Annotated in this window: 19 protein-coding genes and 1 riboswitch; of the genes, 9 read left to right on the top strand and 10 right to left on the bottom strand. The window is 34.2% G+C overall.

Features of this window, described 5'->3' with window-relative positions; translation table 11 throughout:
- Positions 1-78: 78 nt before the first annotated feature.
- Positions 79-2,691 (top strand): putative LPS assembly protein LptD, encoded by a 2,613-nt coding sequence (locus tag ACXHHC_RS07730; RefSeq protein WP_458229052.1) that lies wholly within the window; start codon positions 79-81, stop codon positions 2,689-2,691.
- On the opposite strand, the gene cdaA is transcribed toward ACXHHC_RS07730, so the two are convergent.
- Complete coding sequence (cdaA, locus tag ACXHHC_RS07735) at positions 2,688-3,461, bottom strand: diadenylate cyclase CdaA (RefSeq protein WP_458229053.1); 774 nt, start codon at positions 3,459-3,461, stop codon at positions 2,688-2,690. The genes ACXHHC_RS07730 and cdaA overlap by 4 nt on opposite strands.
- 107 nt (positions 3,462-3,568) lie before the next feature.
- Between cdaA and ACXHHC_RS07740 the strand changes: the two genes are divergently transcribed.
- A complete protein-coding gene (locus ACXHHC_RS07740) occupies positions 3,569-4,084 on the top strand; it encodes a DUF7935 family protein (protein WP_458229054.1) in 516 nt (171 codons plus the stop codon).
- 66 nt (positions 4,085-4,150) lie between these two features.
- On the opposite strand, the gene ACXHHC_RS07745 is transcribed toward ACXHHC_RS07740, so the two are convergent.
- The 3 genes from ACXHHC_RS07745 to ACXHHC_RS07755 all read right to left on the bottom strand — a co-directional run bounded on the left by ACXHHC_RS07745 (position 4,151) and on the right by ACXHHC_RS07755 (position 8,276).
- Positions 4,151-5,209 carry a YncE family protein gene (locus ACXHHC_RS07745; protein WP_458229055.1) on the bottom strand — a complete coding sequence of 353 codons (1,059 nt, stop codon included), beginning with the start codon at positions 5,207-5,209 and terminating at the stop codon, positions 4,151-4,153.
- 6 nt (positions 5,210-5,215) lie between these two features.
- Positions 5,216-7,093, bottom strand: coding sequence for a TonB-dependent receptor plug domain-containing protein (locus tag ACXHHC_RS07750; protein WP_458229056.1), 1,878 nt, complete (start codon positions 7,091-7,093; stop codon positions 5,216-5,218).
- Positions 7,094-7,124: 31 nt separating this feature from the next.
- A riboswitch (cobalamin riboswitch) is annotated at positions 7,125-7,328 on the bottom strand.
- A gap of 27 nt (positions 7,329-7,355) precedes the next feature.
- Positions 7,356-8,276: an ABC transporter substrate-binding protein gene (locus tag ACXHHC_RS07755; RefSeq protein WP_458229057.1), complete on the bottom strand. Its 921-nt coding sequence runs from the start codon at positions 8,274-8,276 to the stop codon at positions 7,356-7,358.
- An 89-nt stretch (positions 8,277-8,365) separates the two neighbouring features.
- Between ACXHHC_RS07755 and cobU the strand changes: the two genes are divergently transcribed.
- From cobU to ACXHHC_RS07780, 5 genes are all read left to right on the top strand, one after another.
- Positions 8,366-8,869 (top strand): bifunctional adenosylcobinamide kinase/adenosylcobinamide-phosphate guanylyltransferase, encoded by a 504-nt coding sequence (cobU, locus tag ACXHHC_RS07760; RefSeq protein ID WP_458229058.1) that lies wholly within the window; start codon positions 8,366-8,368, stop codon positions 8,867-8,869.
- Between the two features lie 5 nt (positions 8,870-8,874).
- Positions 8,875-9,891: a nicotinate-nucleotide--dimethylbenzimidazole phosphoribosyltransferase gene (gene cobT, locus ACXHHC_RS07765; protein WP_458229059.1), complete on the top strand. Its 1,017-nt coding sequence runs from the start codon at positions 8,875-8,877 to the stop codon at positions 9,889-9,891.
- A gap of 166 nt (positions 9,892-10,057) precedes the next feature.
- Positions 10,058-10,810, top strand: a complete 753-nt coding sequence (locus ACXHHC_RS07770; protein ID WP_458229060.1) for an adenosylcobinamide-GDP ribazoletransferase — start codon at positions 10,058-10,060, stop codon at positions 10,808-10,810.
- Complete coding sequence (gene cobC, locus ACXHHC_RS07775; protein WP_458229061.1) at positions 10,807-11,346, top strand: alpha-ribazole phosphatase; 540 nt, start codon at positions 10,807-10,809, stop codon at positions 11,344-11,346. Before ACXHHC_RS07770 ends, cobC begins: the two co-directional genes overlap by 4 nt.
- Before the next feature lie 138 nt (positions 11,347-11,484).
- Positions 11,485-12,612, top strand: a complete 1,128-nt coding sequence (locus ACXHHC_RS07780; protein ID WP_458229062.1) for an ABC transporter substrate-binding protein — start codon at positions 11,485-11,487, stop codon at positions 12,610-12,612.
- Positions 12,613-12,677: 65 nt separating this feature from the next.
- Here the strand turns inward: ACXHHC_RS07780 and ACXHHC_RS07785 are convergent, their stop codons facing one another.
- The 5 genes from ACXHHC_RS07785 to ACXHHC_RS07805 form a co-directional block, all read right to left on the bottom strand.
- On the bottom strand, positions 12,678-15,248 hold the full coding sequence (locus ACXHHC_RS07785; RefSeq protein WP_458229063.1) for a DNA gyrase/topoisomerase IV subunit A: 2,571 nt from the start codon (positions 15,246-15,248) through the stop codon (positions 12,678-12,680).
- Positions 15,249-15,284: 36 nt separating this feature from the next.
- Complete coding sequence (locus tag ACXHHC_RS07790) at positions 15,285-16,805, bottom strand: SLC13 family permease (protein ID WP_458229064.1); 1,521 nt, start codon at positions 16,803-16,805, stop codon at positions 15,285-15,287.
- Positions 16,806-16,839: 34 nt separating this feature from the next.
- Positions 16,840-17,604 carry a DUF2971 domain-containing protein gene (locus tag ACXHHC_RS07795; RefSeq protein WP_458229065.1) on the bottom strand — a complete coding sequence of 255 codons (765 nt, stop codon included), beginning with the start codon at positions 17,602-17,604 and terminating at the stop codon, positions 16,840-16,842.
- Positions 17,605-17,606: 2 nt separating this feature from the next.
- Positions 17,607-19,460, bottom strand: coding sequence for a DNA topoisomerase IV subunit B (locus ACXHHC_RS07800; protein ID WP_458229066.1), 1,854 nt, complete (start codon positions 19,458-19,460; stop codon positions 17,607-17,609).
- Between the two features lie 179 nt (positions 19,461-19,639).
- Complete coding sequence (locus tag ACXHHC_RS07805) at positions 19,640-20,548, bottom strand: DMT family transporter (RefSeq protein WP_458229067.1); 909 nt, start codon at positions 20,546-20,548, stop codon at positions 19,640-19,642.
- A 279-nt stretch (positions 20,549-20,827) separates the two neighbouring features.
- Here ACXHHC_RS07805 and ACXHHC_RS07810 point away from each other — a divergent pair, with 279 nt between their 5' ends.
- Together ACXHHC_RS07810 and ACXHHC_RS07815 are read left to right on the top strand one after the other, a co-directional pair.
- Complete coding sequence (locus ACXHHC_RS07810) at positions 20,828-21,898, top strand: T9SS type A sorting domain-containing protein (protein ID WP_458229068.1); 1,071 nt, start codon at positions 20,828-20,830, stop codon at positions 21,896-21,898.
- A gap of 136 nt (positions 21,899-22,034) precedes the next feature.
- Positions 22,035-23,705: a sulfatase family protein gene (locus tag ACXHHC_RS07815; RefSeq protein WP_458229069.1), complete on the top strand. Its 1,671-nt coding sequence runs from the start codon at positions 22,035-22,037 to the stop codon at positions 23,703-23,705.
- A 72-nt stretch (positions 23,706-23,777) separates the two neighbouring features.
- Here ACXHHC_RS07815 and ACXHHC_RS07820 read toward each other — a convergent pair whose 3' ends face one another.
- Positions 23,778-26,285 carry an FAD-binding oxidoreductase gene (locus tag ACXHHC_RS07820; protein WP_458229070.1) on the bottom strand — a complete coding sequence of 836 codons (2,508 nt, stop codon included), beginning with the start codon at positions 26,283-26,285 and terminating at the stop codon, positions 23,778-23,780.
- Positions 26,286-26,294: the final 9 nt, after the last annotated feature.

Raw genomic sequence — 26,294 nt, forward strand, 5'->3', positions numbered from 1 at the left:
TTAGTTATTTTTGGGCACTAAAACTGGCACTCATTTTGTTACCAGTTATGTGACTATACAAAAATAGGACTAAAAGCATTGCAAACAAATAGACTACAGATTCTTTTCATCGCTTTCTTGGCATTCGCAAGCCCATTCTTTTCTTTTTCTCAAGTAAAAGACAGCATTGTTAATAGTCCAACTATTACAAACGATTCCATAGTTGCAACAGACAGTATAGCTCCTGTTAAAAAAGAAGCCATTCAATTTATTATAGATCACTCTGCCGAAGACTACATTCACGAAGATGTTATTAATAAGAAAGTAAAGTTATACAACCAAGCTCATGTAATCTATGATGAATACGACATTACCGCAGGGCAAATGTTAATTGATTACAATACCAACACTGTAATAGCCAAAGGAATTCCAGACGAGGAGGGAGCTTATTCTCAATTACCTGTTTTTAAAACAAATACCAACCAAACCACCCAGGATTCTTTAATATTTAACTACAAAACAAAAAAGGCAGTTATTTATGGTTTAGAAACAGAACAAGATGGTATTAATACACTGGGAGAGAAAACCAAAAGAGTAAACGACTCTACTATTTTTGTACGAAATATTATTTTTACGACTTCGGATCCTAGAAACCCTGATTACTACATAAGAACCAACAAAGCAAAAGTAGTTCCTGGTAAAAAAATAATTACAGGACCAAGTAACTTGGTAATAGCAGACGTACCTACACCATTGGTATTTCCTTTTGCATATTTTCCACTGACCAAGAAAAGAACTTCTGGAGTTATTTTCCCTACATATGGAGAGTCTTTTAACCAAGGATTCTTTTTACAAAACGGTGGATATTATTTAGCGATTAGCGATTATGTAGACTTAAGATTAACAGGAGACATATACTCTAATAGTAGTTGGGGATTTAATGCTGCCTCTACCTATAAAGTACGTTATAAGTTTAGTGGGAATTTTAGTTTTAATTACGACAATTTAGTTACAGGGCAAGAAGGCTTTAGTAATTTTAGCAAGCAAAAAAACTTTAACTTACGTTGGTCTCACAACCAAGACACCAAGGCTTCTCCTAACAATAGATTCTCTGCATCGGTAAATTTAGGTAGTAGTCAATATTTTAGACAATCTGTTAACGAGTCTAATACAGGTAGAGGGCTTCAAAACACATTGAGTTCTTCTATTACCTATTACAAAAAGTTTGTAGGAACTCCTTTTAACATGACTGTGAGTGCCAACCACAACCAAAACACCAATACCGGAATTGTAAGTGCAACTCTGCCTTCTTTACAATTGAATATGAACCGATTAAACCCTTTTGCTCCTAAGAGTGGTAGTGCCAAAAACGCGTTGCAAAAAATAGGTTTAAACTATTCTTTTAAAGCAGAAAATAGAGTTTCAGCTCACGAAGATGTTTTCTTTAGTGATCAGTTATTTAAAACTGCCAGAAACGGTGCTCAACACAATTTAGGTTTAAGCACCAATATGAAAGTCCTTAAATACTTTACTTTATCGCCTAGTGTAAACTACCGCGAAGTTTGGTACACTAAAAAGATAGACAAAGAATTTGATGCAAATGCTAATGAAGTAGTAATAGATACTATAGGTGGATTTAATGCCTTTAGAGACTATAGCACTTCTGCTTCTTTAAGCACCACCGTATATGGTATGTATGCCTTTAAAGGAAAAAGGTTAAAAGCAATTAGACATACCATACGTCCATCTTTAAGTTATAGTTACAGGCCCGACTTTGGTTTTTATTACGATGAAGTACAAAAGAATTTAGAAGGAGAAGTAGAAACCTACTCGCAATACGAAGGAGGAATTTACGGACAGCCAACTAGAGGAATTAGCAACTCTTTGGGAATAAGTATTGCAAACTCTATTGAAGCCAAAGTTGCAGATAAAGATGATCTGGAAGGAAAAGATAAAAAAGTTAATATTTTAAACTCTTTAAATTTAAGCACTTCTTATAATTTTGCCGCAGAGGAATTTAAACTTTCCCCCATAAGTTTAACTACTGGTACCACATTATTTAAGAAAATGAACTTGAATTTTGGAACTACTTTTGATCCTTACGATTTAGATGTTAACGGAAAAAGAATAGATCGTTTCAGTATAAAAAATGGTGGGCCTTTAATTAGAATGACCAATGCAAGATTTAGTACCGGCTATTCATTCTCTAGCAAAGATTTAGAAAAAACGAAGAACGGAGAAAAACAACAAGAAGAAGACACCAATACGGCTCACGATCAAGACTTGTTTAATCAGAACCAACCTAACTCTAACGACTTTCAACACGAAGAGCCTAAAGAAGGAGAAAAGAAAGAGAAGAAAGACATTCCACAATACATAGCTTCTATGCCATGGAACATTCGTTTTTCGTACTCTACCAACTACTCTAACTCTACTGGTGACGGAAAGATAACCTCTAACTCTTTAATGGTATCTGGAGACATAGAATTAAGTCCTGGATGGAAAGTTGGAGCTTCTTCTGGTTACGACTTTGTAAACAATGGTATTACATATACCAATATTAGATTTAGTAGAGACTTAAATAGCTGGAGTATGAACTTTAACTGGGTACCTTTAGGAAACAACAGTTCGTACTATTTCTTTATTGGAGTAAAATCTTCTGTCTTAAGTGATTTAAAATGGGATAAACGTAACGTAAATAGAGATTTCTAACTTAGATACATTCTTATTTTTTCTTGTAATTCGTTTAACGATTTATACAATTTAAACTCACCATCTACAACAAAAGAAATATCTCCAGACTCTTCAGAAACAATAATACACATTGCATCTGTTCTTTCTGTAACTCCAACTGCAGCTCTGTGTCTTAACCCAAAACGCATTGGCAATGATTTTTCCGATAACGGCAACACTACCCTCGTTGCAATAATGGTGTTTTCTCTAACCACAATGGCACCATCGTGCAAAGGGCTATTTTTATAAAAGATACTTTCTAAAATAGGCTCATTTACCTCTATCTTCATAGAGTCTCCTCTTTCTTGTAAAAAATCTAAACTATTACTTCTTTCAATCACAATTAAAGCCCCTGTACGACTTTTACTAAACTTATCACAAGTATGCAGCAAAGCTTCTATATCTAAATCAATTGTTATTTCTGCTTTTAAAAACTTTAACTGTTTCATAAAGCTTTTACGTCCTTTTAAATTTGCAGACCCTAACATTAATAAGAATTTTCGTATCTCGGGATGGAAAATAATAATCAGAGCAATGGCACCACCACTTATTAAGGCCCCTAGCAAGGAGCTCAACATTTTCATTTCTAAAACCTCTGTTGTTTTATAGATTAAAAAAACAATTGCAATTCCCAAAAAAATGTTAATAGCCACAGTACCCTTTAACAGTTTGTACACGTTAAAAAGCAAAAAAGCAACCAAAAGAATGTCTAAAAAATCAATAAAGCGGAACTCTAAAAAATCTAACACAGAAAATTAAGTATTAATGTTTCTTAAAAGTAAAACATTTTTCTAGAAAGTCTTATTTTGACAAGAGAAAACTAACATTTATATTCGTTGAAACTTTTAATTGAACAATGGAAGATATCATAGAAATTCTAAAATTCACCATCCCCTCATTAATTACAGGAGCGGTAGCTGCTTATTTCTTAAAACAAATGATAGCGAGCGAGAACAGCAAAAGAAAGTTCGATGCTTTTAAAGAAAAGAAAAAACAAAGCTTACCCATTCGCCTACAGGCATATGAACGCATGGCTTTATTTTTAGAAAGGATTAGAATTACCTCTCTTTGTTCTAGAGTACTACCAGAACAAACCAACAGGATTGAATACGGTAAATCTTTAATTGCACATATTAATGCCGAATTTGAGCACAATTTAGTCCAACAAATTTATGTAAGTAAGGAATGTTGGGAGGTTATTAACACCACAAAAACTTCTCTAATGAACCAAATTACAGCATTAAGCATGAGAGAAGACATTAATACGGGTATCGATTTATACAACCTTTTGATAAAAGATGCCAAAACAATGGAAGCTGTCTGCAAAGAAGCTTTAGATTACATACAAGAAGAAACACATCAATTGTTCTAAAACAAAACAGCCTTTGTAATTTTACAAAGGCTGTTTCTTAGGGTATAAAGGGGTAATCTTATATAATTATTCTACAAAATATACTTTAGAAGCACCTAAAGCTACTTTCGTTTTATACAACTCAGCCTTTGTAGCCAAGTCATATACATAATAATCACTTTGTGCTGAAAAACTTGCATTTACTCCATGCAACTCCCCATCTTTTACAACCATACCATATAATGATTGAGACAAAACCTCAGTTGTTGGTAATACAGTAGCATCAGCATCCGTTTCAAAAACTTTTCCTGATACATAGTAGTATATTTTCCCACTATCATAGCTCATTAAACTTGGGTGCTCTCCATCTACTAATTCTAAAGATTTAGACACTGTATTGGTAGCAACATCAATTATATGAATAGCTCCTTTTGTTTCACTCTCAATTGTAGGCCAAGGATTGTATACAATATTCCCTTGTGAAAGAACAATTAAATTACCAGCTTCATTAAAGAACATTTCGTCCGGCTTATCATTTACAGTAATTGTAGTAATAGCCTCTGTAGCAACATCAATAACAGAAACAATATTATTTACACCAAAAGCTCCTTTATGAGAAACGTATAATTTCCCTTCTTTCGCCAATATCTGCTCTGGTCCGTTTGCTACAGCAATTGTTTTTTCTACTGTATTCGTAGCTAAATCAATTACCGCTACAAAATCATCATCTGAACTAGAAGTAGAACCCCAGTTAGTAGCATATCCTTTTCCATTAGCAATTGCCATGTATCTTGGAGTAATCAAACCAGTTGTAATTGCTGCTTCCTTTACAAAAGTTTGCTTATCTACAACAGTAATTGTATTTGCATTATCTACTATTATGTAAGCTCTTTCATCTGAAAAAGAAATAGACTGTAAAAAAGTACCTAGTTCCTGTCCGTTAGCTGTTAAGTACACAAATGGAAACTTAGCTGATTTATCTGAAGGTACAAAAGTTACAGAACCAGTACCTGCTCCCGAACCTTCTCCACTTATCAACACTCCGTCCGTATATTCTCTTTCTACTTTTACAATTTCCTCATCCTGACATCCTACAAATAGAATGGCTAAAAAGAATAATGCTAATAATTGTTTTGTTGTTTTCATTTTTAGTTAAAATTTATAATTGATATTTATGTTATAGTTTCTTCCTGGCATAGGTCTCAAGTTTGAGAAATAATACACTTGATTAAATACATTTTTACATCCTAATCCTATAGTTAACTTAGCACCATCGTTTTTATATAGTCTCCTTTTAAATCCAATATCGAATATGCTAAAGCCTTCTAAATATGTTGCCAGACTTTTAAGATTATCTGCAGTAGTAAAAACACCACTTTGTGTTAAATTCTTTATATAAACCGTAAAATCCTTATAACCGGTATTTAACACCATATTAAAAAGGTGTTTCGGTACAAAAATCAGTTCTTTATTTGTTGTTTCATCTTTAGCAATTGTATAGATGTAATTTCCTTGAGCTGAAAAATTTAACCCTAGCCATTCCTTTTTAACTTTTCCATAAAGTTCTAACCCCGAGTGTGACGTTTTAGATAAATTAATCGGCACCCAAACTCCCGGTCTATTTTCATCTCCGTTTGGAGTCCACACAATCTTGTCATCTACATTGATGAAAAACAGGGTTGTTTTAACCAGTAAGTTTGAATAAGAAAGCTGATACCCTATATCTACTTGTTTAGAAGTCTCTGGCACTAAATCAGAATTTCCCTGTCCTGGCCAAAACAAATCGTTATAAGTTGGTACTCTGTAGTTATTAGAAATATTTAACAACAAACGATGTTCTTTATTAATTTTAAATTCATTCCCTAAAGAAAAAACGAAAGGCACATTATAATCTGAATTAAACTCCTGCTTAAATTCTAAATTCGTTTCTAACTTTTCTACCAATTCTGTTTTTACTCCTAGAGTAATGGCAGCTTGTTTTCTATTCTTAATAGAGATACTGTTTGTTTGCCCATAAATATCTTGAAGATCTACAAACAAGTTTAAACTGGTTTGAGGTTGAATCTTATATCGTAAATCGTAATTAAACAAGTAGGTTTCAGATTTACCAAAATCATAACTAACAGACGTTTTATCGTCAAAATATCGATACTCCTGAGACAAGTAAGCTCCTTTAAATACATGATTCAGTAATCCTTTTTTATAATCCCAAACCAACAAATTTCGCTGATTGAAATCTAAATACTTATCATTTGCAGCAATTGGATTAGGCAACTCCCCAGACAACAATCGATCTCCATAATAACCTGTTGAATAAAAACTTAATTTATTATATGACGAGATTTTATACCCTATAGCAAAATTAATTCCGTAGTTTTTATAGGCTCCATTTTCATTTTTTGTCCCTGGGTATCTAGTATCTATAAATTCATAATCGTTATCTGATTGATTATAAGTAGATGCTAATTTAAGAGCCCATTTTTTTGTCCCTGTATGAATGGAGACCAAATTCGAACGGGTATTAAAGCTACTATATTCAATATAAATGCTTCCAGACACATGATTCTTAAACACCAATTGATCGTTTAAATGTATAGACCCACCAATAGCTCCAGAGCCATATTTTACAGAACCTCCTCCGCTTTTAATTTCAATTTCATCAGAAATACCAATAGAAAGGCTATTTAAATCTGTTTGTCCATTCCCTACAGAATTGATATTAACTCCATTCCAAAGCACTGCTGTATTAGATGCACTTGTACCTCTAAACCTTGCAGAACTTGTACCTCCATTCCCATAATCCCTAATTGCAATAGGGCTATTAAAACGAAGCATTTCTGTTGCATTCGTGCTATTTCTTTTGATACTCTCTTTGGTGATAGAAATAATTTTCTGACCTACGACTTCTTTCTTTAGGTATTTATCTGCAATCAACTGAACTGCTTCCAAACGATTGATAGAATCATTTTGAGCAATAGTCGTAGCACACCAAAGCATGCATCCAAAAAAGAATGTTTTACATAGTTTCATTAATAAATTTCTTTTGCTCCCGAAAGAATTTATAAAAAAATGACACTTGGCAGGTCTCCTGACTTGCGTCTTGCTACTACCTTCCCGTTTTTAACAGTGGTTTTAAGTAATGTAACAAGCACCTAATGGCTAAGCTTACAGTTGCGGGTACAGCTCTTGATTTTCACAAGATTCCCTTTTAATTTTAGATGCTTCATTTAGAAATCATCTAAAAACCAAAATCGGGGCAAAACTACGACCTATTTTCGAAATACAACTATTTCTAAGAATAATATTTTATGTATTTGTGCTCCAAACCTATTTCCTCTGTAAACACCTCAGGGTGAAATAGTTTAGACAACACTTTTATTCCGTCTACCAGCGTGCTAGCAGAAGATTGGGTAAACAAATCAAAGTCTGCAAGGTATACTTGTTGGTTCTTTACCGCTTTTAAATGAGTCCATTCTGGCTTTTCTTCTAAGAAACACATATCTTGCTTGGTTCTCTCAATAGTATACCCGCATGGAGCAATTACCAACACTTCTGGATTGTATTTTACAATTTTATCCCAATCAATAACAATACTATCTCCAGAAGGATGAGACAACAAATCAATTCCACCTGCATATCCTATTTGATGAGGAATCCAATGTCCACAATTAAACAAAGGATCTATCCACTCTAATAACATTACACTTTTAGGGGCTACTAAATTCTCCCTTTGCTTATCCACAATGCTACGAATCTCATTTTTTAAACCTGCAACATATTTTTCTCCTATTTCTGAAAAGCCCATTTCTCTTGCAATGGTAAGGGCATCTGTAAAAACATCATCTAAAGACTGTGGAGTAATAGAAACAGTCTTTGGCATTACTTCCAATTTAGACAGCGACTGTTCTGCACATTCGGTATCAATCTGGCAAACGTCACAAACATCTTGTGTAAAGACCAAATTCGGAGCTATGCTATGCATTACTTCTTCGTTTACATAATACAAACTCTTCCCTGTTCGTTTGCTTTCAGAAAACAGTTCGTTAATTTCCTGACTTGAGTACTCCTTATCTTCCAACACACATCGAACCAAAACTTCTTTTTCATCCAAAGCTATTTTGGGGCACTCAAAAGTAATTCCGTTGAGTAGATGTTGTAAACCCATATCGTAAATCATTTGGGTAACGGCAGGCATCATAGAAGAAACAATCATGGTATAAACTTTTTCTGCAAAACTAGTCTTTTTTCATCTTGTGTTGTTTTTGTCATCAAAATTGAGCAATCTTTGCAAAAACAGAAATCATGATTTATTATATCACAGGTGGAGAACGTTCCGGAAAAAGTAGCTACGCGCAAAAACTGGCCGAAGAACTATCTCCTAACCCATACTACCTAGCTACTTCTAGAATTTGGGATGCTGATTTTAAAACCCGAGTAGATAGACATGTTTCTGATAGAGACGAACGATGGACCACTTTAGAAGAAGAAAAGCATTTAAGCACTGTAATTCCTGAAAAATCAGTGGTACTCATCGACTGTGTTACCTTATGGCTAACAAACTTTTATACGGATGAAAAATACGATGTAGAAAAATGTTTAGAGGCTGTAAAACAAGAAATTGAGTTATTAAAAAACACCAACGCAACTCTGATTATTATCTCCAATGAGATTGGAATGGGAGTACATGCTGAAACGCAAATAGGACGAAAGTTTACAGAACTGCAAGGTTGGGTAAATCAAGAAATTGCCAAAATTAGTAACAAAGCAACCTTTATGGTTTCTGGGCTCCCTATGACTTTAAAATAACACACATGACTTCTATACAAGACCAATTAACTCATAAAATAAACACCAAAACAAAACCCTTAGGATCTTTGGGTATTTTAGAGCAAATTGCTTTAAAAATCGGGACGATTCAAAACACTACCAGTCCAAAATTGTCTAAACCAACTATCTTGGTTTTTGCAGGAGATCATGGTATTGTAAACAACCATCCCGTGAGCCCTTTTCCGCAAGTAGTTACTTCGCAAATGGTGTTTAATTTCCTACAAGGTGGTGCCGCTATCAACGTCTTTTGCAAACAGCACAACATTAAACTAAGTGTTGTAGATGCTGGTGTAAATTACGATTTTGGAGCTACTCCCAATTTAGTTCACGCTAAAATAGGATTCGGAACAAAGGACTATTCAGAAAGTCCTGCAATGAGCATTGAAGCGTGTAACAAAGCTATTGAGAAAGGAAAAGAAATCGTTACCAAACAATTTGCAGAAGGAACCAATATTATTGGATTTGGAGAAATGGGAATTGGGAATACTTCTTCTGCTGCTTTATTGATGAGTATTTTTACCAACACTCCAATAGTCGAATGTGTAGGAAAAGGAACAGGATTAGATACTGATGGAGTAGGACAAAAAACAGCTATTTTAAAGTCTGTTTTAGAGAAACACAAAAATGTAGCTACCCCATTAGAAAATTTAGCCACTTTTGGTGGTTATGAAATTGCAATGATGACAGGAGCTTTTTTACAAGCTGCAGCACTAAACATGACCATTTTAGTAGATGGATTTATTGTTACCTCTGCATTATTAGCAGCACATGCTATGAATCCACCCGTTTTAAACAACTGCATTTTTTCTCACTGTTCTAACGAACAAGGTCATCTAAAAATGTTAGTGTTTTTAAATGCCGATACCGTTTTAAATTTAGGATTACGATTGGGAGAAGGTACCGGAGCTGCTTTGTCTTACCCTTTGGTACAATCTGCTGTGAATTTCCTGAATGAAATGGCTAGTTTTGAGGATGCTGGGGTGAGTGAGAAGAGTAGTTAGTAGTTAGTAGTTAGTAGTTAGTAGTTAGTAGTTAGTAGTTAGTAGTTAGTAAAAATCATACTTTCACTCTAGGCAACAAAACACAAAATAAAAAACATTCAATTTTCACCCAAAACCAAATACCTGATACCTGATACCTGATACCTGATACCTGATACCTGATATTATGAAAAAAGAACTACACATATTCCTTACAGCCATTATGTTTTTTACAAGAATCCCTTGTCCTAAAAACATAGATCACTCTCCAGAAATTTTAACTAAGAGCAGTCGTTACTTTTCTTTAGTCGGGATTATTATAGGCCTTTGGGGTGCGTTAATTTACTTTCTTTCCCAATTCATTTTTAACGATTCTATTTCAGTTTTGTTAAGCATTGCAAGTACCATCTGGATTACAGGTGCTTTTCATGAAGATGGTTTTGCAGATGTTTGTGATGGTTTTGGAGGAGGATGGACTAAAGAAAAAATACTTACAATTATGAAAGATTCTCGTGTGGGAACCTATGGAATTGTAGGTTTAGGACTCTTACTAGCCATTAAACATCAGGCATTGGTTGAATTTGAGCTACACACTTGTATTCTTGCAATTATTACAGGACACTCCGTAAGTCGTTTTGCTGCAACCACGTTGATTTATTCTGAACCTTATATACAAGACATTGATAAAAGTAAAGTAAAACCGTCCGCTGTAGGCATCGCTTTTTCAGATGTAGTAATCAGTGGCCTTTTTGCCATCATCTCATTAAGTTTATTCCTAAACCCATGGGTTTTTCTTACCTTAATTCCCGTTCTAATAACGAAACACCTATTGGCTCGTTATTTTAGAAAATGGATTGGAGGACATACAGGAGATTGCGCAGGAGCTACCCAGCAACTTACCGAAGTTATTTTTTATTTAAGCCTAATTATTCTGCTATGATCGTTTATTTTGTTAGACACACCACACCTAATATAGAGAAGGGAATTTGTTATGGACAAGCAGACATCGACCTTTCGGACACTTTTGAAGATGAATCTAATTTCTTACTTCAAAAGCTATCACATGTAACCCCAAGCAATGTAATTAGCAGCCCTTTACAACGTTGTACACAACTAGCAAAAAAACTAAGCGCAAACTTTAGCACAGACCCCAATATTAAAGAATTAGATTTTGGTAAATGGGAACTAAAAGCATGGAACGATATTCCTACGGATGAAATAGATCCTTGGATGGAGGATTTTGTAAATGTTGCTGTACCTAAAGGGGAAAGTTACTTAGATTTATACGCTAGAAGTATTGCTTTTTACAATACACTAAAGACAGAAAACACCGTAATAGTAAGTCACGCAGGAGTTTTAAGAAGTGTATTAGCCCATATTACTAAGACCGATTTGCAGGATTCATTTAATTTTAAACTTCCTTATGGGACCATTGTAAAAATTGATACGAATACCAACGAATACGAAATTCTGTAGTTGTATACCTTACAATAACAGTTAATAGTGCTATTTTTATTCATAATTTCCACAATAAAAAGTTCTCGACTCCACTCGAACACCATTTACACCTAAATAGGGTCATCGAGCGGAGTCGAGATGCAAAAACATCATTCTATGAAAAATATTGTTTTAGCATTGCTACCCTTTCTTTTACTTTCTTGCAATTCGAGCTCGAAACAAAAAGAGGTTAAAAGTGTCGAATCTATCACTCCAAAATATGCCAAAGGATTTAGTTACGAAAAACACCCTAAGTACACCAAAATAACCGTTCATCAACCTTTTAAAGGAGCAACTAGCCCTTTTGAATACTTTTTAATCCAAGGAGACACCCTAATTAAGCCTCAAAACGAAAATCAGGTAGTGGTTACAACACCTATACATAAACTGGTCGCGACTTCTACTACTCAAATCCCCGTTTTAGAAGCTCTAAAAAGCGAGCACCTATTAAAAGGCTATCCAAACACCAATTTTATTTCTTCTAAAAAAACAAGAACCTTAATTGATGAGGGGAGCGTAATAGATGTTGGACACGAAGAACACATGAACACAGAACTTGTTCTACAATTACAACCCGATGTCCTTTTTGCTTTTGCGGTTAACAACCTAAACAAAAATCACAGAACATTAAAAAAAGCAGGAATTCCAATTGTAATAGATGCTAGCTGGTTAGAAGAATCTCCTTTAGGAAGAGCGGAGTGGATTACCTTTTTCGCTTTGTTTTTAAATAAAGAAAAAGAGGCACAAGAATTCTTTAAAAACATAGAAAAAAACTACTTAGAGGCTTTAGAGTTGACAAAAAAAATAAAAAGCCAACCAAAAATATTATACGGAAGTATGTTTCAAGGAATTTGGTACGCACCAGCAGGTGAAAGTTTTATAGCTGAAATCTTAAAAGATGCTCAAACTGATTATTTATGGAAAAACACTAATGGAACAGGTAGTTTATCTCTACAATTTGAAGAAGTATTCTTACAAGCTCAAGAAGCTGATTTTTGGTTTTCTCCAGGAATGGCTAAAACAAAAAAAGGCGTAGGAGAATCTAACCCTCACTACCAGCAAATCCCACCTTTTAAAAACAACCAACTATATAGTTATGCCAACTCAGTAGGCCCAACGGGAGGTTTAGTATTCTTTGAATTAGGTGCTTTACGACCCGATCTTATTTTAAAGGATATCATCAAGGCTTGTCATCCAAATACTCTACCTGATTATGAAGCTACATTTTTTAAGCAACTAGAATAAAGACAAAGCACTTTTTAATAAATCCCATAAAAAAAGCTCAGGCATAACCTGAGCTTTTAATTTATTTAAAACAACGTAGGTTGCTCTCCATTTTCATCCTCTTTCTGTGGTTCTTCTTCCACAGGTTCTTCGTAAGGTGAAGGCTCCAAACGATTGATTTGTTTAATTCTCTCCTCCGTTAACAAGTTCCCTAAAGCTTTAATCCCTTTTACAGCAATAAAGTCTTCTACGTCTATTACCAAATTTTCTAAACTACGTTTGCTAAACTGCACCTCTACATTGGGTCTGTAATCGGTAACTAAAATCTTTAACTGCGTTTTTTCGTGCTCACTCACAAAAGTCTCTTCTTTATCAGTTTGCTCAATTACAAAACGCTTTACATAGGTACGCTCCTTTTCTCCTTCAAAATAAATAGCTGATATTGGTTTATTTGGAATCCATTTTTCCAATACAATCATGTCCGAATCAAAGTGCATAGACAACTCTGGTTTTACAGCTTTTATCTTTCCTGCCTGTGTAGCTATCAACAACTTGTCTTCTGCGCTAAACTCTCCTAACAACTCCCCTCTACCATCAACATTTAAACGATTCACCACATCGTCAAACCAAATTTTTCTTGGCTTTAACGTAGAAGTACCAGCACTCTTAAAAGCTATTCTTTTAATCGCATATTTGGTTACCAAATTCCCTCTTACTGCTCTTCCTTTAATGGCTAGTTCAGACAAGTCTAAATCCCATTTTAATTTCTTAATAGAGCCTACTTGCTTAATTTCTATACTTAGCACCTCGGCTTCTCCGTTAGGATTGGCTGTAAAATACCAAACAACAGAACCTTTATTCCCCGATGTTAAATCGTATACACGATCGCGAGTTATGGCACTAACATTAAAACGTTTCATATAGGTTGGCCCTTTGGCACCGTCTCTATACAACATATTATAAGTAGTACGCTTATCTCCTTTTTTAAATACTGCTACATGAATAATATCTTTTCCAACAAAGGTTTTCTGAGCAATTTTGCTCACCACCATAGAACCGTCTTTTCTAAAGACAATTACATCATCAATATCAGCACACTCAGAAACAAACTCATCTTTTTTAAGCGAGGTACCTACAAAACCTTCAGCTCTGTTTACATATAACTTTTCATTACGCATAACAACCTTGGTTGCTTCAATATCATCAAAGGTTTTAATTTCTGTTAAACGCTCTTTTCCTTTTCCGTATTTTTCTTTTAAGTTTTTAAAGTAATCAACCGCAAAGTCTATCAAGTTATCTAAATGATATTTTACTCCTGCTATTTTATCTTCTAAACTTTCTATCAACTGATTTGCTTTATCAGAATCGAATTTAGAAATACGCTTGATTTTTATTTCTGTTAAGCGAACAATATCTTCTTCTGTAACGGCTCTTTTTAAATGACCAATATGCGGCTTTAGTCCTTTATCAATAGCACTAATTACTCCTTCCCAAGTTTCTTCTTCTTCTATGTCTCTATAGATTTTATTCTCTATAAAAATTTGTTCCAAAGAGGCAAAATGCCACTGCTCTTGCAATTCTCCTAACTGAATTTCCAACTCACGTTTTAATAAATGCAACGTGTTGTTTGTAGAGATTTTTAAAATATCCGAAACTCCTAAGAATACGGGTTTATGTTCTTCGATAACACAACATAATGGAGAAATAGAAACCTCACAATTGGTAAATGCATACAATGCATCTATGGTCTTATCTGGAGAAACAGCAGGTGGTAAATGAATTAGAATTTCTACATTTTTTGCCGTATTGTCCTCTATTTTTTTAACCTTAATCTTCCCTTTGTCGTTTGCTTTAATAATGGATTCTATTAAAGTAGTAGTTGTAGTACTAAAAGGAATCTCGGTAATTACTAAAGTCTTTTTATCTTGTTGACTAATTTTTGCTCTAACTCTAACTTTTCCTCCTCGTTTACCATCGCTATAGCTGGTAACATCTACCTCTCCTCCTGTTAAAAAATCTGGATAAATAGTAAAACTTCTTCCTTTTAATATTTTGATAGAAGCATCTATCAACTCATTAAAATTATGAGGTAAAATTTTAGTAGACAAACCAACAGCAATCCCTTCTCCTCCCTGAGCCAATAACATAGGAAACTTTACAGGTAAATGTATTGGTTCTTTTCTACGTCCATCATACGATGCTTGCCAATTGGTGGTTTTAGGGTTAAAAACAACATCTAACGCAAACTTAGACAAACGTGCCTCTATATAACGTGAAGCTGCTGCACGGTCTCCGGTAAGTATATTACCCCAGTTTCCCTGCATATCTATCAACAACTCTTTCTGACCAATTTGCACCATGGCATCAGAAATAGAAGCATCTCCATGGGGGTGATACTGCATACAATGCCCCACTAGATTGGCTACCTTATTGTAACGTCCATCATCCAAATCTTTCATAGATTGCATAATACGTCTCTGCACCGGCTTAAACCCATCGGCAATGGCAGGAACTGCACGTTCTAGAATTACATACGATGCATAATCTAAAAACCATTCCTTGTACATTCCCGTTACTTTGGTAATGGTCTCTTGATTCCCTTCCCCTTGAGTTTCCTCAAATTGATTTTCTTCTAAGTTGTTGTTATCGTCTTGCATATATTCTAATATATCTACTCTTTAAACTTTTCTCTTTTATGGTTTGGCTGTTACTTTTGCCCACTCTGGCATGGTATGAAAATCTAATTCATACACAAAGGTCAACCAAAAAACAGCAACAAACACAATAACCGCTATTGCTATTATATTTAAAACAACACCAATCCTCAACATATCTAACATCTTTACTCTCCCAGTACTAAACACCAATGCATTGGGCACTGTGGCAACCGGAAACATAAATGCCATAGAAGCTGCAATGGTCACCGAAATCATTAGCAACAACGGATTTAATTGGATGCTCGTTGCTACACTAGAAATAACAGGCAACATTATCTCGGTAGTAGCCGTATTAGAAGTAAACTCTGTTAAACTAATAATAAACACTACCATTCCTGTTAAAATTCCAGTATCGGACATATCTGCCAAATGAGTTAATTGATTCCCCAAATACACAGACAACCCCGATGCAACAAATGCTTTGGCAATGGCAAAACCTCCTCCTAATAAAAACACCATATCCCAAGGTATTTTTTTGGTTAGTTCCCAAGTTACCAATGCTTCGTTTTTTTTAGATGATGGCATTACAAATAATAAAAAAGCGATAAATATAGCTACTGTACCATCGTTTATATACTTTGCTTTTGGAAACAACATACTCCAACCAGGAACATGAAGTTCTCCAATAACCAATTCTTTTCTAAACATCCACAAGAAAATTAACAACACAAAAACGCCCAATACTCTTTTTTGCTCTAGCGATGTTTTTCCTAATTCTTTGTATTGTTTTTTAAAAACATTCTGATCTAATTTTAAGCCCTTTTTCGGTTTCCCTGTTAGGTATAAAAACACCAAAGTACACAACAGCATAATTATTGTTACCGGCAACGCTCCAATCATCCATTTGGCAAAAGAAATTTCTGGTATTTCTGGATAGAGAATTTCTGATATTCTTACAAAAGATAAATTAGGAGGTGTTCCAACCAAGGTAGCTATTCCTCCAATAGAACACGCATACGCAATTCCTAAAAACAACCTAGCATTGTATTTATACAACTGATCTTCTCCAAATTTCTTATTTAAAACAGAGGTAATAGACATTCCTATAGGAATCATCATCATGGCCGATGCTGTATTGGATATCCACATAGATAAAAATGCAGAACACAACATAAAACCAAACATAATTTTAAAAAAGCTATTCCCAAATTTAGACAGTACTCCTAAAGCAATACGTTTATGAACTTCCCATTTTTCTAAAGCCAATGCCATAATAAAACCTCCTATAAACAAAAAGATAATATAGTTTACATAAGCTGCAGAAACCTGTTTCCCATCTAACACTCCAAATACTGGAAACAATACAATTGGTAGTAGTGAAGTAATTCCCAAAGGCAATGCTTCTGACAACCACCAAAAAGCAATTAAAACTGTAATTCCTAGCGTGTAAACCATTTCGGAATTCCCTCCAAAATCTGCAAATAAAACCACTCCAAAAAATAGGAGGATACCTAGTAGGAGTTTTTTGTAGTTTATATTTTCTTTGGATACATTCATCTTAAAGGGAAAATAGACGTATAAGGTTACTTATTTAAATATTAATAGGTTTCTTTCTAAGCTTAAACTCATTTGGTACTTTCTCCATTTGATAATATTTTACCTCATTATAACCATACAATTGTAACTCCTTGATTTTATTTTCTATCTTTTCTATCGGAATTTTCATACCGAAATAAATTTCTTTAACCATTTTAGGATTAAAAGACAATATCTCCTTTTCAGGATGTTTAAAATTCAAAAACCTTATTTCTTTTTCGTATTCCCAATCAATACTTTTAGTTCCAGCAAGTTTTTCTATAATTTTTAAAGAATCTCCTTTCTCAGAAAAACTTAACTTCAAAGGTTTAAATTCTATTTCATAGTCTACTCTTAAAAAAGATTTCATATTATCTTTCGTTGAAAAGCCAATACAAACACCTGTATGTTTTAAACCATAATGAGACCACATAAGTATATTTGATTTTCTTTCACTAAAACAAGCTATGAAATTTTCATCTAGTATCCCTTTAAAAGAATCATTTATATCTTGATGAGACTTTTCTTGTATATTTTTTCGATTAGGTTCTTTCTTTAATAATTCTCTATTTACCTGGCTGAGATTTTTAAGAACTGGTCTTTCTTCAATAAATTTATCTAAATCGACTTCAATTAACCTTAAATCAAACTCAAAAGGATCGTTTAAACTATTAGCCTTAGAAATTTTAAGAGTATTTTTTTTTAAAATCTTTTCAATCCCTACTTCTAAACTCGTATAATGGTAAACGACATTTGGAATATCCTCTCCTAACCTTCCCATATCTACTCCTCTATTACATCTAACTCAACCTTTAAGTTGTCAATTATAAACTCTTGTCTGGTAGGGGTGTTTTTCCCCATATAGAACTCTAACATCTTTTCTACCGACTGTTCCTTGTCTAACATTACAGGATCTAAACGAATGTTTTCTCCAATAAAATGGGCAAATTCATCTGGAGAAATTTCCCCCAATCCCTTAAATCGGGTAATCTCTGGTTTTCCCTTTAACTTAGCCATGGCCTGTTGTTTTTCCTCTTCGGAATAACAATAAATGGTTTCTTTTTTATTACGAACTCTAAACAATGGAGTTTCTAAAATATACAAGTGTCCTTCTTTAATTACCTCTGGGAAGAATTGCAAAAAGAATGTAATTAACAACAAACGAATGTGCATACCATCCACATCGGCATCGGTTGCAATAATAATGTTGTTGTAACGTAAATTCTCTATACCATCTTCTATATTTAAAGCAGCTTGTAACAGGTTGAATTCCTCGTTTTCGTATACAATCTTTTTACTAAGGCCGTAACTATTTAAAGGTTTTCCTTTTAAACTAAACACCGCTTGTGTGTTTACGTTTCTAGACTTGGTAATAGATCCACTTGCAGAATCTCCCTCTGTTATAAACAAAGAAGTTTCTAGATGCCCTTCTTTTTTAGAATCTGCTAAATGTATTCTACAATCGCGCAATTTTTTGTTGTGTAAACTTGCTTTCTTTGCACGTTCTCTCGCAATTTTTCTAATTCCAGATAGTTCTTTACGCTCCTTTTCTGCCTGCATTACTTTTCTATGAATCGCATCGGCAGTTTCTACATTTTTATGTAAAAAGTTATCTAGGTGTTTTTTAACAAAGTCGTTGATGTAAGTTCTCACTGTAGGCAAATCTCCCCCCATTTCCGTAGACCCCAACTTAGTTTTGGTCTGACTCTCAAAAACAGGTTCCATCACCTTAATAGAAACCGCAGAAACAATAGACTTACGAACATCCGAAGCATCGAAGCTCTTTCCAAAGAATTCTCGTACGGTTTTTACCACAGCTTCTCTAAATGCATTTTGATGCGTACCTCCCTGTGTGGTATGCTGACCGTTTACAAAAGAATGATACTCCTCGCTATATTGTGTTTTACTATGTGTAATAGCAACCTCTATATCATCCCCCTTTAAGTGAATGATAGGATATGCCATGGTATCTTCGTGAATGTTCTCTTCTAGTAAATCTTTTAATCCGTTTTTAGAAATGTATTTTTCTCCGTTAAAAACAATGGTCAACCCAGGATTTAGGTACACATAGTTTTTAATCATTTTAATGATATACTCGTTTCTAAACTTATAGTTTACAAAGATACTTGGATCTGGATGAAAAAGTACTTGGGTTCCTCTCCTAGCAGAAGTCTCTTCTAAAGGAGTCTGGCTCAATAGCTCTCCTTTTTCAAACGCTGCTTTGGTGGTCTGTCCATCTCTATAAGACTGAATAGAAAAACTATCAGACAAAGCATTTACGGCTTTGGTACCCACACCATTTAAACCTACCGATTTTTTAAAGGCTTTAGAATCGTACTTACCTCCGGTATTCATTTTAGAAACTACATCTACCACCTTTCCTAGCGGTACTCCACGACCGTAATCACGAATACGAACTATCTCATTCTTAACAGAAATTTCAATAGTTTTACCCGCTCCCATTACAAACTCATCAATAGAGTTGTCTAAAACTTCTTTTATTAAAATATAAATACCATCATCTTGAGAAGAACCATCTCCTAACTTCCCGATATACATACCAGGTCGCATACGAATGTGTTCTTTCCAGTCTAACGAACGAATATTATCTTCGGTATACTTTGTTTCTTGAGCCATGTGGGGATTTAGTTTTACTGAACTTAAAAATAGAATATTATAGCCAGTGTTCTACACGAGCTTCTAACTAATTTTCAACAGTTTTTTAACCATTTCATAATCAAACAACTATTCTATATAAAACGCTCGTAAAAAGCACAAAATAAGTCACCTAAAATATTATGTGTTATTAGAATGCACTAATCACTGCTCTTTTTCTCCTTTTTAGACACAATACTTACCGCTACAATAACAATAGCAACACCAATTGTTTGAACCACCGTTAATTTCTCTCCCAACGTAATTATTGCTAAAAAAATAGTAAACACAGGCCCTACACTACTAATAATAGAAAATTTAGAAGCACCTAGCCTTACAATGGCATACGACACCATATACGACGGTAATACTGTACAAAAGAAAGCCATTGTTAAGGCATAGCCATACACCTTTGCTGGATATTCTAACACCGAAGTTCTATCCGTAAGTAAATAATGAATTGTTACTGTACAACATGCCACAATCATTGCCAAAGAAGTAAACCTTACTGCCCCAAATTTGGGAATTAACCAATTACTCCCTACCAAATAACAAGCATAGGTAAAAGCACTCATAAAAATTAAAACCGCCCCTAATACTAAATGATTTTGATCTTTAATGTTTAATTCAGAAGCAAACGTTAAAAACACTCCTACATAAGCAACCAAAATAGCCACAACTTGTACTCTCGTAATTTTTGTTTTTAAGAAAATAGCACTTAAAACAACTACTATAGTTGGATACACAAACAAAATAATGCGTTCCAAACTAGCTGTTAAATATTTTAAGCCATAAAAATCTAAAATACTAGCACCATAATACCCCATTACTCCAAAAAGAATTAACCACAGAAAGTGCTGTTTTTTTAAAATAAAGTCTGAATCTCTCTTTTTTGTAAAAACAATAAACAAATAGAACGGTAATGCTAGTAACATTCTTAATAAAAGTACATGCACCGTAGGAACCTCCATTTGATACATTAATTTTACAATAACCGCTTTAGAAGAAAACAAAAAAATTGCAAGTATTGCTGTTATTACTCCTAGTGTATACTGAGATACTGATTTCATTTTAATTTGTTTTCTATAAAGAGTAAATATGGGCATTCTTAATTTAATACAAAAGGGTTCTCCTCTTTTGTTTTAAAGGGGTTCCACAGCCCTCCCAAACCCCAAATGTTCACATAAAATCAAACCTAGACATTAATCATTTGTGCTAAACTTTTCATGATATGGATTAGAAAACGACTTTAAAAAAAAGTCTTTGAGGTAGCGATTAATCCCTCCGAATTACAAAACTAAAGAGGAAGCCGCTAGCTTTGAAACCATATCAAACCAAACAAATTTCATATGATGAAAAAATTACTTTTAAGTGTTGCTTTTATGGCTTCACAATTCATTTTTGCACAATCAACAACTATTAACTCTGCACCTACTTCTGCAGAAATAGGAGAAACAATTACTATTGAAATTGCATACGATACTGGTACTGCAGATTTAGCTACAGAAGTTTATTATGAACTTAGAGATGTAACCGGAGGTGGAGCGGTATGGAAATATTCGCAATTAATTGCTTTAAACACTCCTGCTAGTTCTGGTACACATACTACAACTACATTTACAATTCCAGGAACAGTTGACCATAGTGCTGACTACAATTTAATTGTAAACTATAAAATTGGTGCTGCATGGGGATCTGGGAACACTCAGGCAATAGATATTACACCAGGAGACTCTTGGGTTTTTGGCGATAACTTAGAATTTTTAGCTGGTACTACTATGGATGTACCCATTAAATATACTTCTGACATGGACATTGCTGCTGGTGGAATTAAATTTATTTTCTGGACAGAAACAAGAGGAACAGTAAGTGGTACTAATTTATTCTCTGATATCTGGTTCGGTGCTTTTACAAACAGCTCTGTTTTACCTGCAGGTACAGATGTGGAAACTACTATTACAGTTAACGTTCCTAGTGGAGCTATCAATCCTTCAACTAGTAAATGTTATTTAAGCTCAGATTTAGGACCTAACTGGGATCCTAATGCAGGAGATACAGGTAACAATTATGTAGATCATGCAACTACACCTGCACCTACTTACACGTTCCAATTTAGAACTGCTGTAGGTACAGATACTAACTTTACAGTACACCCAGGAACTTCTGACTTTACAGTTGTAGAGACATTAAGTGCAACTAATTATGAAAAATTAGATGCAACGGTTTTTCCAAACCCAACTACAGGTCTTTTAAACATATCTGATGTTAGTGATATAGATTCTATCTCAATCTTAAGCTTAACAGGTCAACTTGTTAAAACCTTTAATGCAAGTAACACAATTGACATTTCTAACTTATCCTCAGGTATTTACATATTACTTACAGATACTGGAAAATATCTAAAAGTGGTAAAAAAATAACCCTTTCCCTCTAAAAAAACCAGGCGATCGTTAACGATCGCCTTTTTTGTTTTTAACGGATATTCACATTAAAAAAAACATATGTTTTAGTCCATCGGATTCTAACTTCATACTTTTATATTCAAAATTTTTAAACATGAATACAAGATCCTTGTTATTAGGTTTGGCAACCTTTCTAATGCTGATGAGCTTTCAACAAAAAGCAAACGCTCAGAAAAAACCAAATATTTTATACATCATGTCTGATGACCATACTTCACAGGCATTTGGAATTTACAACAGTAGATTGTCGAGTTTAAACCCGACTCCTACTTTAGACAAAATTGCAAACGAAGGAATTATTTTTGACAACTGTTTTGTAACCAATTCAATTTGTACACCATCACGTGCTACAATAATTACAGGTCAATACAGTCAAGCCAACGGAGTACTAGATCTAGAAGGGCATGTAGAAACAGAACGTCATTATTTACCTCAAGAAATAAAAAAACAAGGGTACCAAACAGCATTGGTTGGTAAATGGCACTTGGAAAACAAACCTAATTTTGATTATTACAATATTTTCACGGAACATCATCAACAAGGTTCTTATTTTGATCCTAATTTAACCGAGTCTGGAATGAATTATGCAAAATATGGTACTAAAGGTTACGAGGGAAAAAGATACAAAGGACATAGTTCTGATGTAATTACTGACATTACCTTAGATTGGTTAGAAAACAAAAGAGATAAGAAAAAGCCTTTCTTTTTAATGCACCAATTTAAAGCTCCACACGATGACTTTGAATTTGCACCACGTTACAAAGATTACTTAGAAGATACTTTTATTCCAGAACCTGCAAGTTTATACAACAACGGGAACAATGGTTCTATTGCAACACGCGGAGAAAACGATGCTTTAATTCATGACATTGGTTCTTCTGTTTCTAAAAGAAACACCATTAGACATATGGGAATGCGCATGTGGAGTAATAAATACACAAAGAAAAACAACCCTAAGTTTAATGTTGACCAAGCAAAATGGTTAGAAGGAAACGAATACATTAGTGCATCGTACCAAGAATACTTAAAAAGATATTTACGTTGTGTTAAAGGAGTAGATGACAACGTTGCTCGTATTGTTAAGTACCTAAAAGACAACGATCTTTACGACAACACTATTATTATTTATACTGGAGACCAAGGTTTTATGCTAGGTGAGCATGATTATATAGACAAGCGTTGGATGTACGACGAGTCTATGAGAATGCCTTTCTTTATTCGTTATCCTAAGAAAATAAAAGCTGGAACTAGAACAGATGCCATCATCAACAATACTGACTTTGCTCCTACGATGATTGAATTAGCAGGAGGAAAAGTACCAGCTAAAATGCAAGGACACAGTTTTAAGAAAATATTAAAGAAAGGACAAGAGCCAAAAGGGTGGCAACAGTCTACTTACTACCGTTACTGGATGCACATGGCACACGCACACGCAAACCCTGCTCACTTTGGTATTAGAACTAAGAATTATAAATTGATTTTCTTCTACGGAAAATACTGGGTAGATGTAAATAAGCCTGGAGCAGAATGGAATAAAAAGAGCTGGGGAAATCGTTTTACAATGGACACTCCTGTAGCTTGGGAATTCTATGATTTAACCGTAGACCCTAAAGAAATGAACAACGCTTACAGCAATCCTAAATACAAAGAAATTATTTGGGATTTAAAGAACCAATTATTAGCTAAGCGTAAAGAGTTAAACGAAGAAGATGGGGAAAAGTTCCCACACATTCAAAAAGTTATAGATGCACACTGGAATGATTAATTTCAGAATACTAGAAACCGACGAAAAGAGCCCATTTTTAATGGGCTCTTTTTTATTGGAGTTAACTTTTTTCTAATAATCATAAACATGTTCTATTTCTACTCCCTCTGCATGGGTCTGTTTTAAAAAAGCTAACAACTCTTTTACACGTATCAACACTACAGTTCTTTTCTTTAAAGGCTTAGTTACTAAACTAGAATCGTAAAGTTTTAATGCTCCTACAAAACTTAAGTCTTTCTTTTTATCTAATAAGACAGAAACTACAATCTCATCATTCCCAGAAACATCTTGTATCTTTATATTCTTGTCTTTTAAAACAAGTAATGCTTTTGTAAAAGCACCCCAACGAGTAATTCCTAATATTTTAGAAGTTCCTTTCTCTCCTACCACAGTTACATCCTTAATTCCAGACAAATTCTCTGCGGTAGTAACCTCTAAATAAATACTTGTTACTGGTGTTTCGTAACTTGCCTTTGCAGCCCATTCTATTAATTGCGCATAAAAAGCTTTAAAAGAAAACTCCATAGTAAAAAAACAAACTCTTTCCCATCTTCTTATAAAATTGGCACCGTTAGAACCAGAAGCTTTCCACACTTTTTGTATCCAAGAAGCAAACTCAAACTCGTACCAAGCGGTATGATAAATAAAATCACTATAAGCTCTATGTGCTGCTCTTATTGCTTTATCGCTTTCGGCTTCTTTTCCATTAGCAAACCAACTAAAAAATCGACCAACAGTTTTCTCGTAAAGCATTTTACCAGCATATTCCATGGTAACACTAACTCCTATTACTTGTAGCATTGTATTATATTCCTCGTTCTTAGGATAAGCTTTAGAAACCAAAGATTTAGAACGATCGTATAATTTCCAATACTCATCGACCGAAGCATAAAAAGGAAAATCGGATGGATTGTTTCCTACATCTAAAAAATCTGCATATTCCTTAGGATTAAACACCAAATACCACTCAGGAACAGTTAACACAGACTGTCCTTCGTCTCTATAGTACCCCTCTATTTTCTCCTTTTCTTTTTCTAAAGTACTCGCTATATAAGGATTGTATTTATCTAATAATTTGTTATTAAACCTATGCTTGGGATCTAAGCTATTTTTTACAGCAAAGTACTTATCCGATTGATGAAACGCTTGCTGAAACTGTTCTTTTGTAGCATGGGGCTGATAAGGTAAATACCATTTTCCCTTTTCACTAAGAATTGCATCCGTCATTTCTTGAGTCCACCTTTCTACTTCTTTTTTAGATGCAGTATCCGTTCCTTGTTTGTAGTAGATAACAAAAGCAAAAACCTCTTCGTCTGCCCAAGACAAATAAGACTCTTTATCTGGATAGGCATGTCGTAATGAAACATTAATAACATTTACATTGTACTTCTCATAGACCGCTTTCATTTTAGGAATAAAAGATTCAATATTATTTACTGGTATAAAATACTCTTGCAATACATAGGTGTTTTTTTCTCTAGATGCAGGTTCCAACTCGGCTACATCGTAACTGGCCTCGTTATTTCTCCAAACAACTTTTTCGTTGCGATAATACAAAGGTTCTATAATACTTCTTCTTACCCATTTCCCAAAATCACCCCAAGAAACAAACTCAACCAACTTTGGTTCCAACCAATATGTCTGACCTTCGGGAGTTACTCTAACGGTGTCTGTTAATTTTTTATCGGTAGTTCTCCAAGAAACATTATTTACCACATTGTAATGTGGTGGATACAAATCTCCATTCTGAAAAATAACGGTAGAATCGTTTTGAATGTTATTTCTAAAAAAAGAATTGTATTCAGCTACCTTTACCTTATCTGTACTCCTCTCTACCTTTTTATTCTCTTCTAATTGTAAAGTTACCTCTGTAATAACTCCTATTCCACCATAACCACCAACGGCTGCTTTAAAAACCTCAGCATTCTCTTTTCTATTGGCTTTAATAATTTCTCCCGAAGCCGTTATAATTTCAAGACCAACAACCGAAGAAATAATAGGTCCATGTCCTATATATCTTCCGTGACAATTTACAGACACAGATCCTCCAACCGTAAAATTAGCATAGGTTTGCATTATTTTTACCGACAAATTCTCTTTATCTATTACCTTTTGTAAATCTCTCCAAACAATACCAGACTGTACTGTAACTTGTTTCTTGTCCTTATCAAGATTTAAAATTTTATTAAAGCTACGCATATCAAAATGCAAACTATTATTAAAACCTATTTGACCTCCCATACTATACCTTCCTCCCCCAATAGAAATAGCCCCACTGGTTTCTTGTATTGCTTTTACAATCTCTTCTTTGGAATGTGGCCTTATCTCTTTTGCAATCTGAATTGGATTGAGCTGTGTAATATCATTAACACTCTTATTGGTTAATGTATTTTTAAATTCTTTGTCTCCAGAAACCTGAATCAATATACACACAAACAAAATGTAAGCTAGAAAACCATAAAAAGGAATGGCATATCGTTTTTTGCTATTTACAAATCGTACAAAAGCAAGTATTAATTTTAATAGCATTCTCCCCAGTTTTACCAACAGCAACACTAGGAACCTAAAAATCTTTTTCATAAAGTAATT

The organism is Wenyingzhuangia sp. IMCC45574 (assembly GCF_054182685.1).

Excerpts from the sequence above, each read along its gene's own strand:
- ACXHHC_RS07810 (WP_458229068.1), top strand. The coding sequence starts at position 20,828 with ATGATGAAAAAATTACTTTTAAGTGTTGCTTTTATGGCTTCACAATTC.
- ACXHHC_RS07785 (WP_458229063.1), bottom strand. The coding sequence starts at position 15,248 with ATGCAAGACGATAACAACAACTTAGAAGAAAATCAATTTGAGGAAACT.
- ACXHHC_RS07750 (WP_458229056.1), bottom strand. The coding sequence starts at position 7,093 with ATGAAACTATGTAAAACATTCTTTTTTGGATGCATGCTTTGGTGTGCT.
- ACXHHC_RS07780 (WP_458229062.1), top strand. The coding sequence starts at position 11,485 with ATGAAAAATATTGTTTTAGCATTGCTACCCTTTCTTTTACTTTCTTGC.
- ACXHHC_RS07820 (WP_458229070.1), bottom strand. The coding sequence starts at position 26,285 with ATGAAAAAGATTTTTAGGTTCCTAGTGTTGCTGTTGGTAAAACTGGGG.
- ACXHHC_RS07770 (WP_458229060.1), top strand. The coding sequence starts at position 10,058 with ATGAAAAAAGAACTACACATATTCCTTACAGCCATTATGTTTTTTACA.
- cobC (WP_458229061.1), top strand. The coding sequence starts at position 10,807 with ATGATCGTTTATTTTGTTAGACACACCACACCTAATATAGAGAAGGGA.
- ACXHHC_RS07755 (WP_458229057.1), bottom strand. The coding sequence starts at position 8,276 with ATGATTGTTTCTTCTATGATGCCTGCCGTTACCCAAATGATTTACGAT.
- cobU (WP_458229058.1), top strand. The coding sequence starts at position 8,366 with ATGATTTATTATATCACAGGTGGAGAACGTTCCGGAAAAAGTAGCTAC.
- ACXHHC_RS07815 (WP_458229069.1), top strand. The coding sequence starts at position 22,035 with ATGAATACAAGATCCTTGTTATTAGGTTTGGCAACCTTTCTAATGCTG.
- ACXHHC_RS07740 (WP_458229054.1), top strand. The coding sequence starts at position 3,569 with ATGGAAGATATCATAGAAATTCTAAAATTCACCATCCCCTCATTAATT.
- ACXHHC_RS07805 (WP_458229067.1), bottom strand. The coding sequence starts at position 20,548 with ATGAAATCAGTATCTCAGTATACACTAGGAGTAATAACAGCAATACTT.
- ACXHHC_RS07800 (WP_458229066.1), bottom strand. The coding sequence starts at position 19,460 with ATGGCTCAAGAAACAAAGTATACCGAAGATAATATTCGTTCGTTAGAC.
- ACXHHC_RS07795 (WP_458229065.1), bottom strand. The coding sequence starts at position 17,604 with ATGGGAAGGTTAGGAGAGGATATTCCAAATGTCGTTTACCATTATACG.
- cobT (WP_458229059.1), top strand. The coding sequence starts at position 8,875 with ATGACTTCTATACAAGACCAATTAACTCATAAAATAAACACCAAAACA.
- ACXHHC_RS07745 (WP_458229055.1), bottom strand. The coding sequence starts at position 5,209 with ATGAAAACAACAAAACAATTATTAGCATTATTCTTTTTAGCCATTCTA.
- ACXHHC_RS07790 (WP_458229064.1), bottom strand. The coding sequence starts at position 16,805 with ATGAATGTATCCAAAGAAAATATAAACTACAAAAAACTCCTACTAGGT.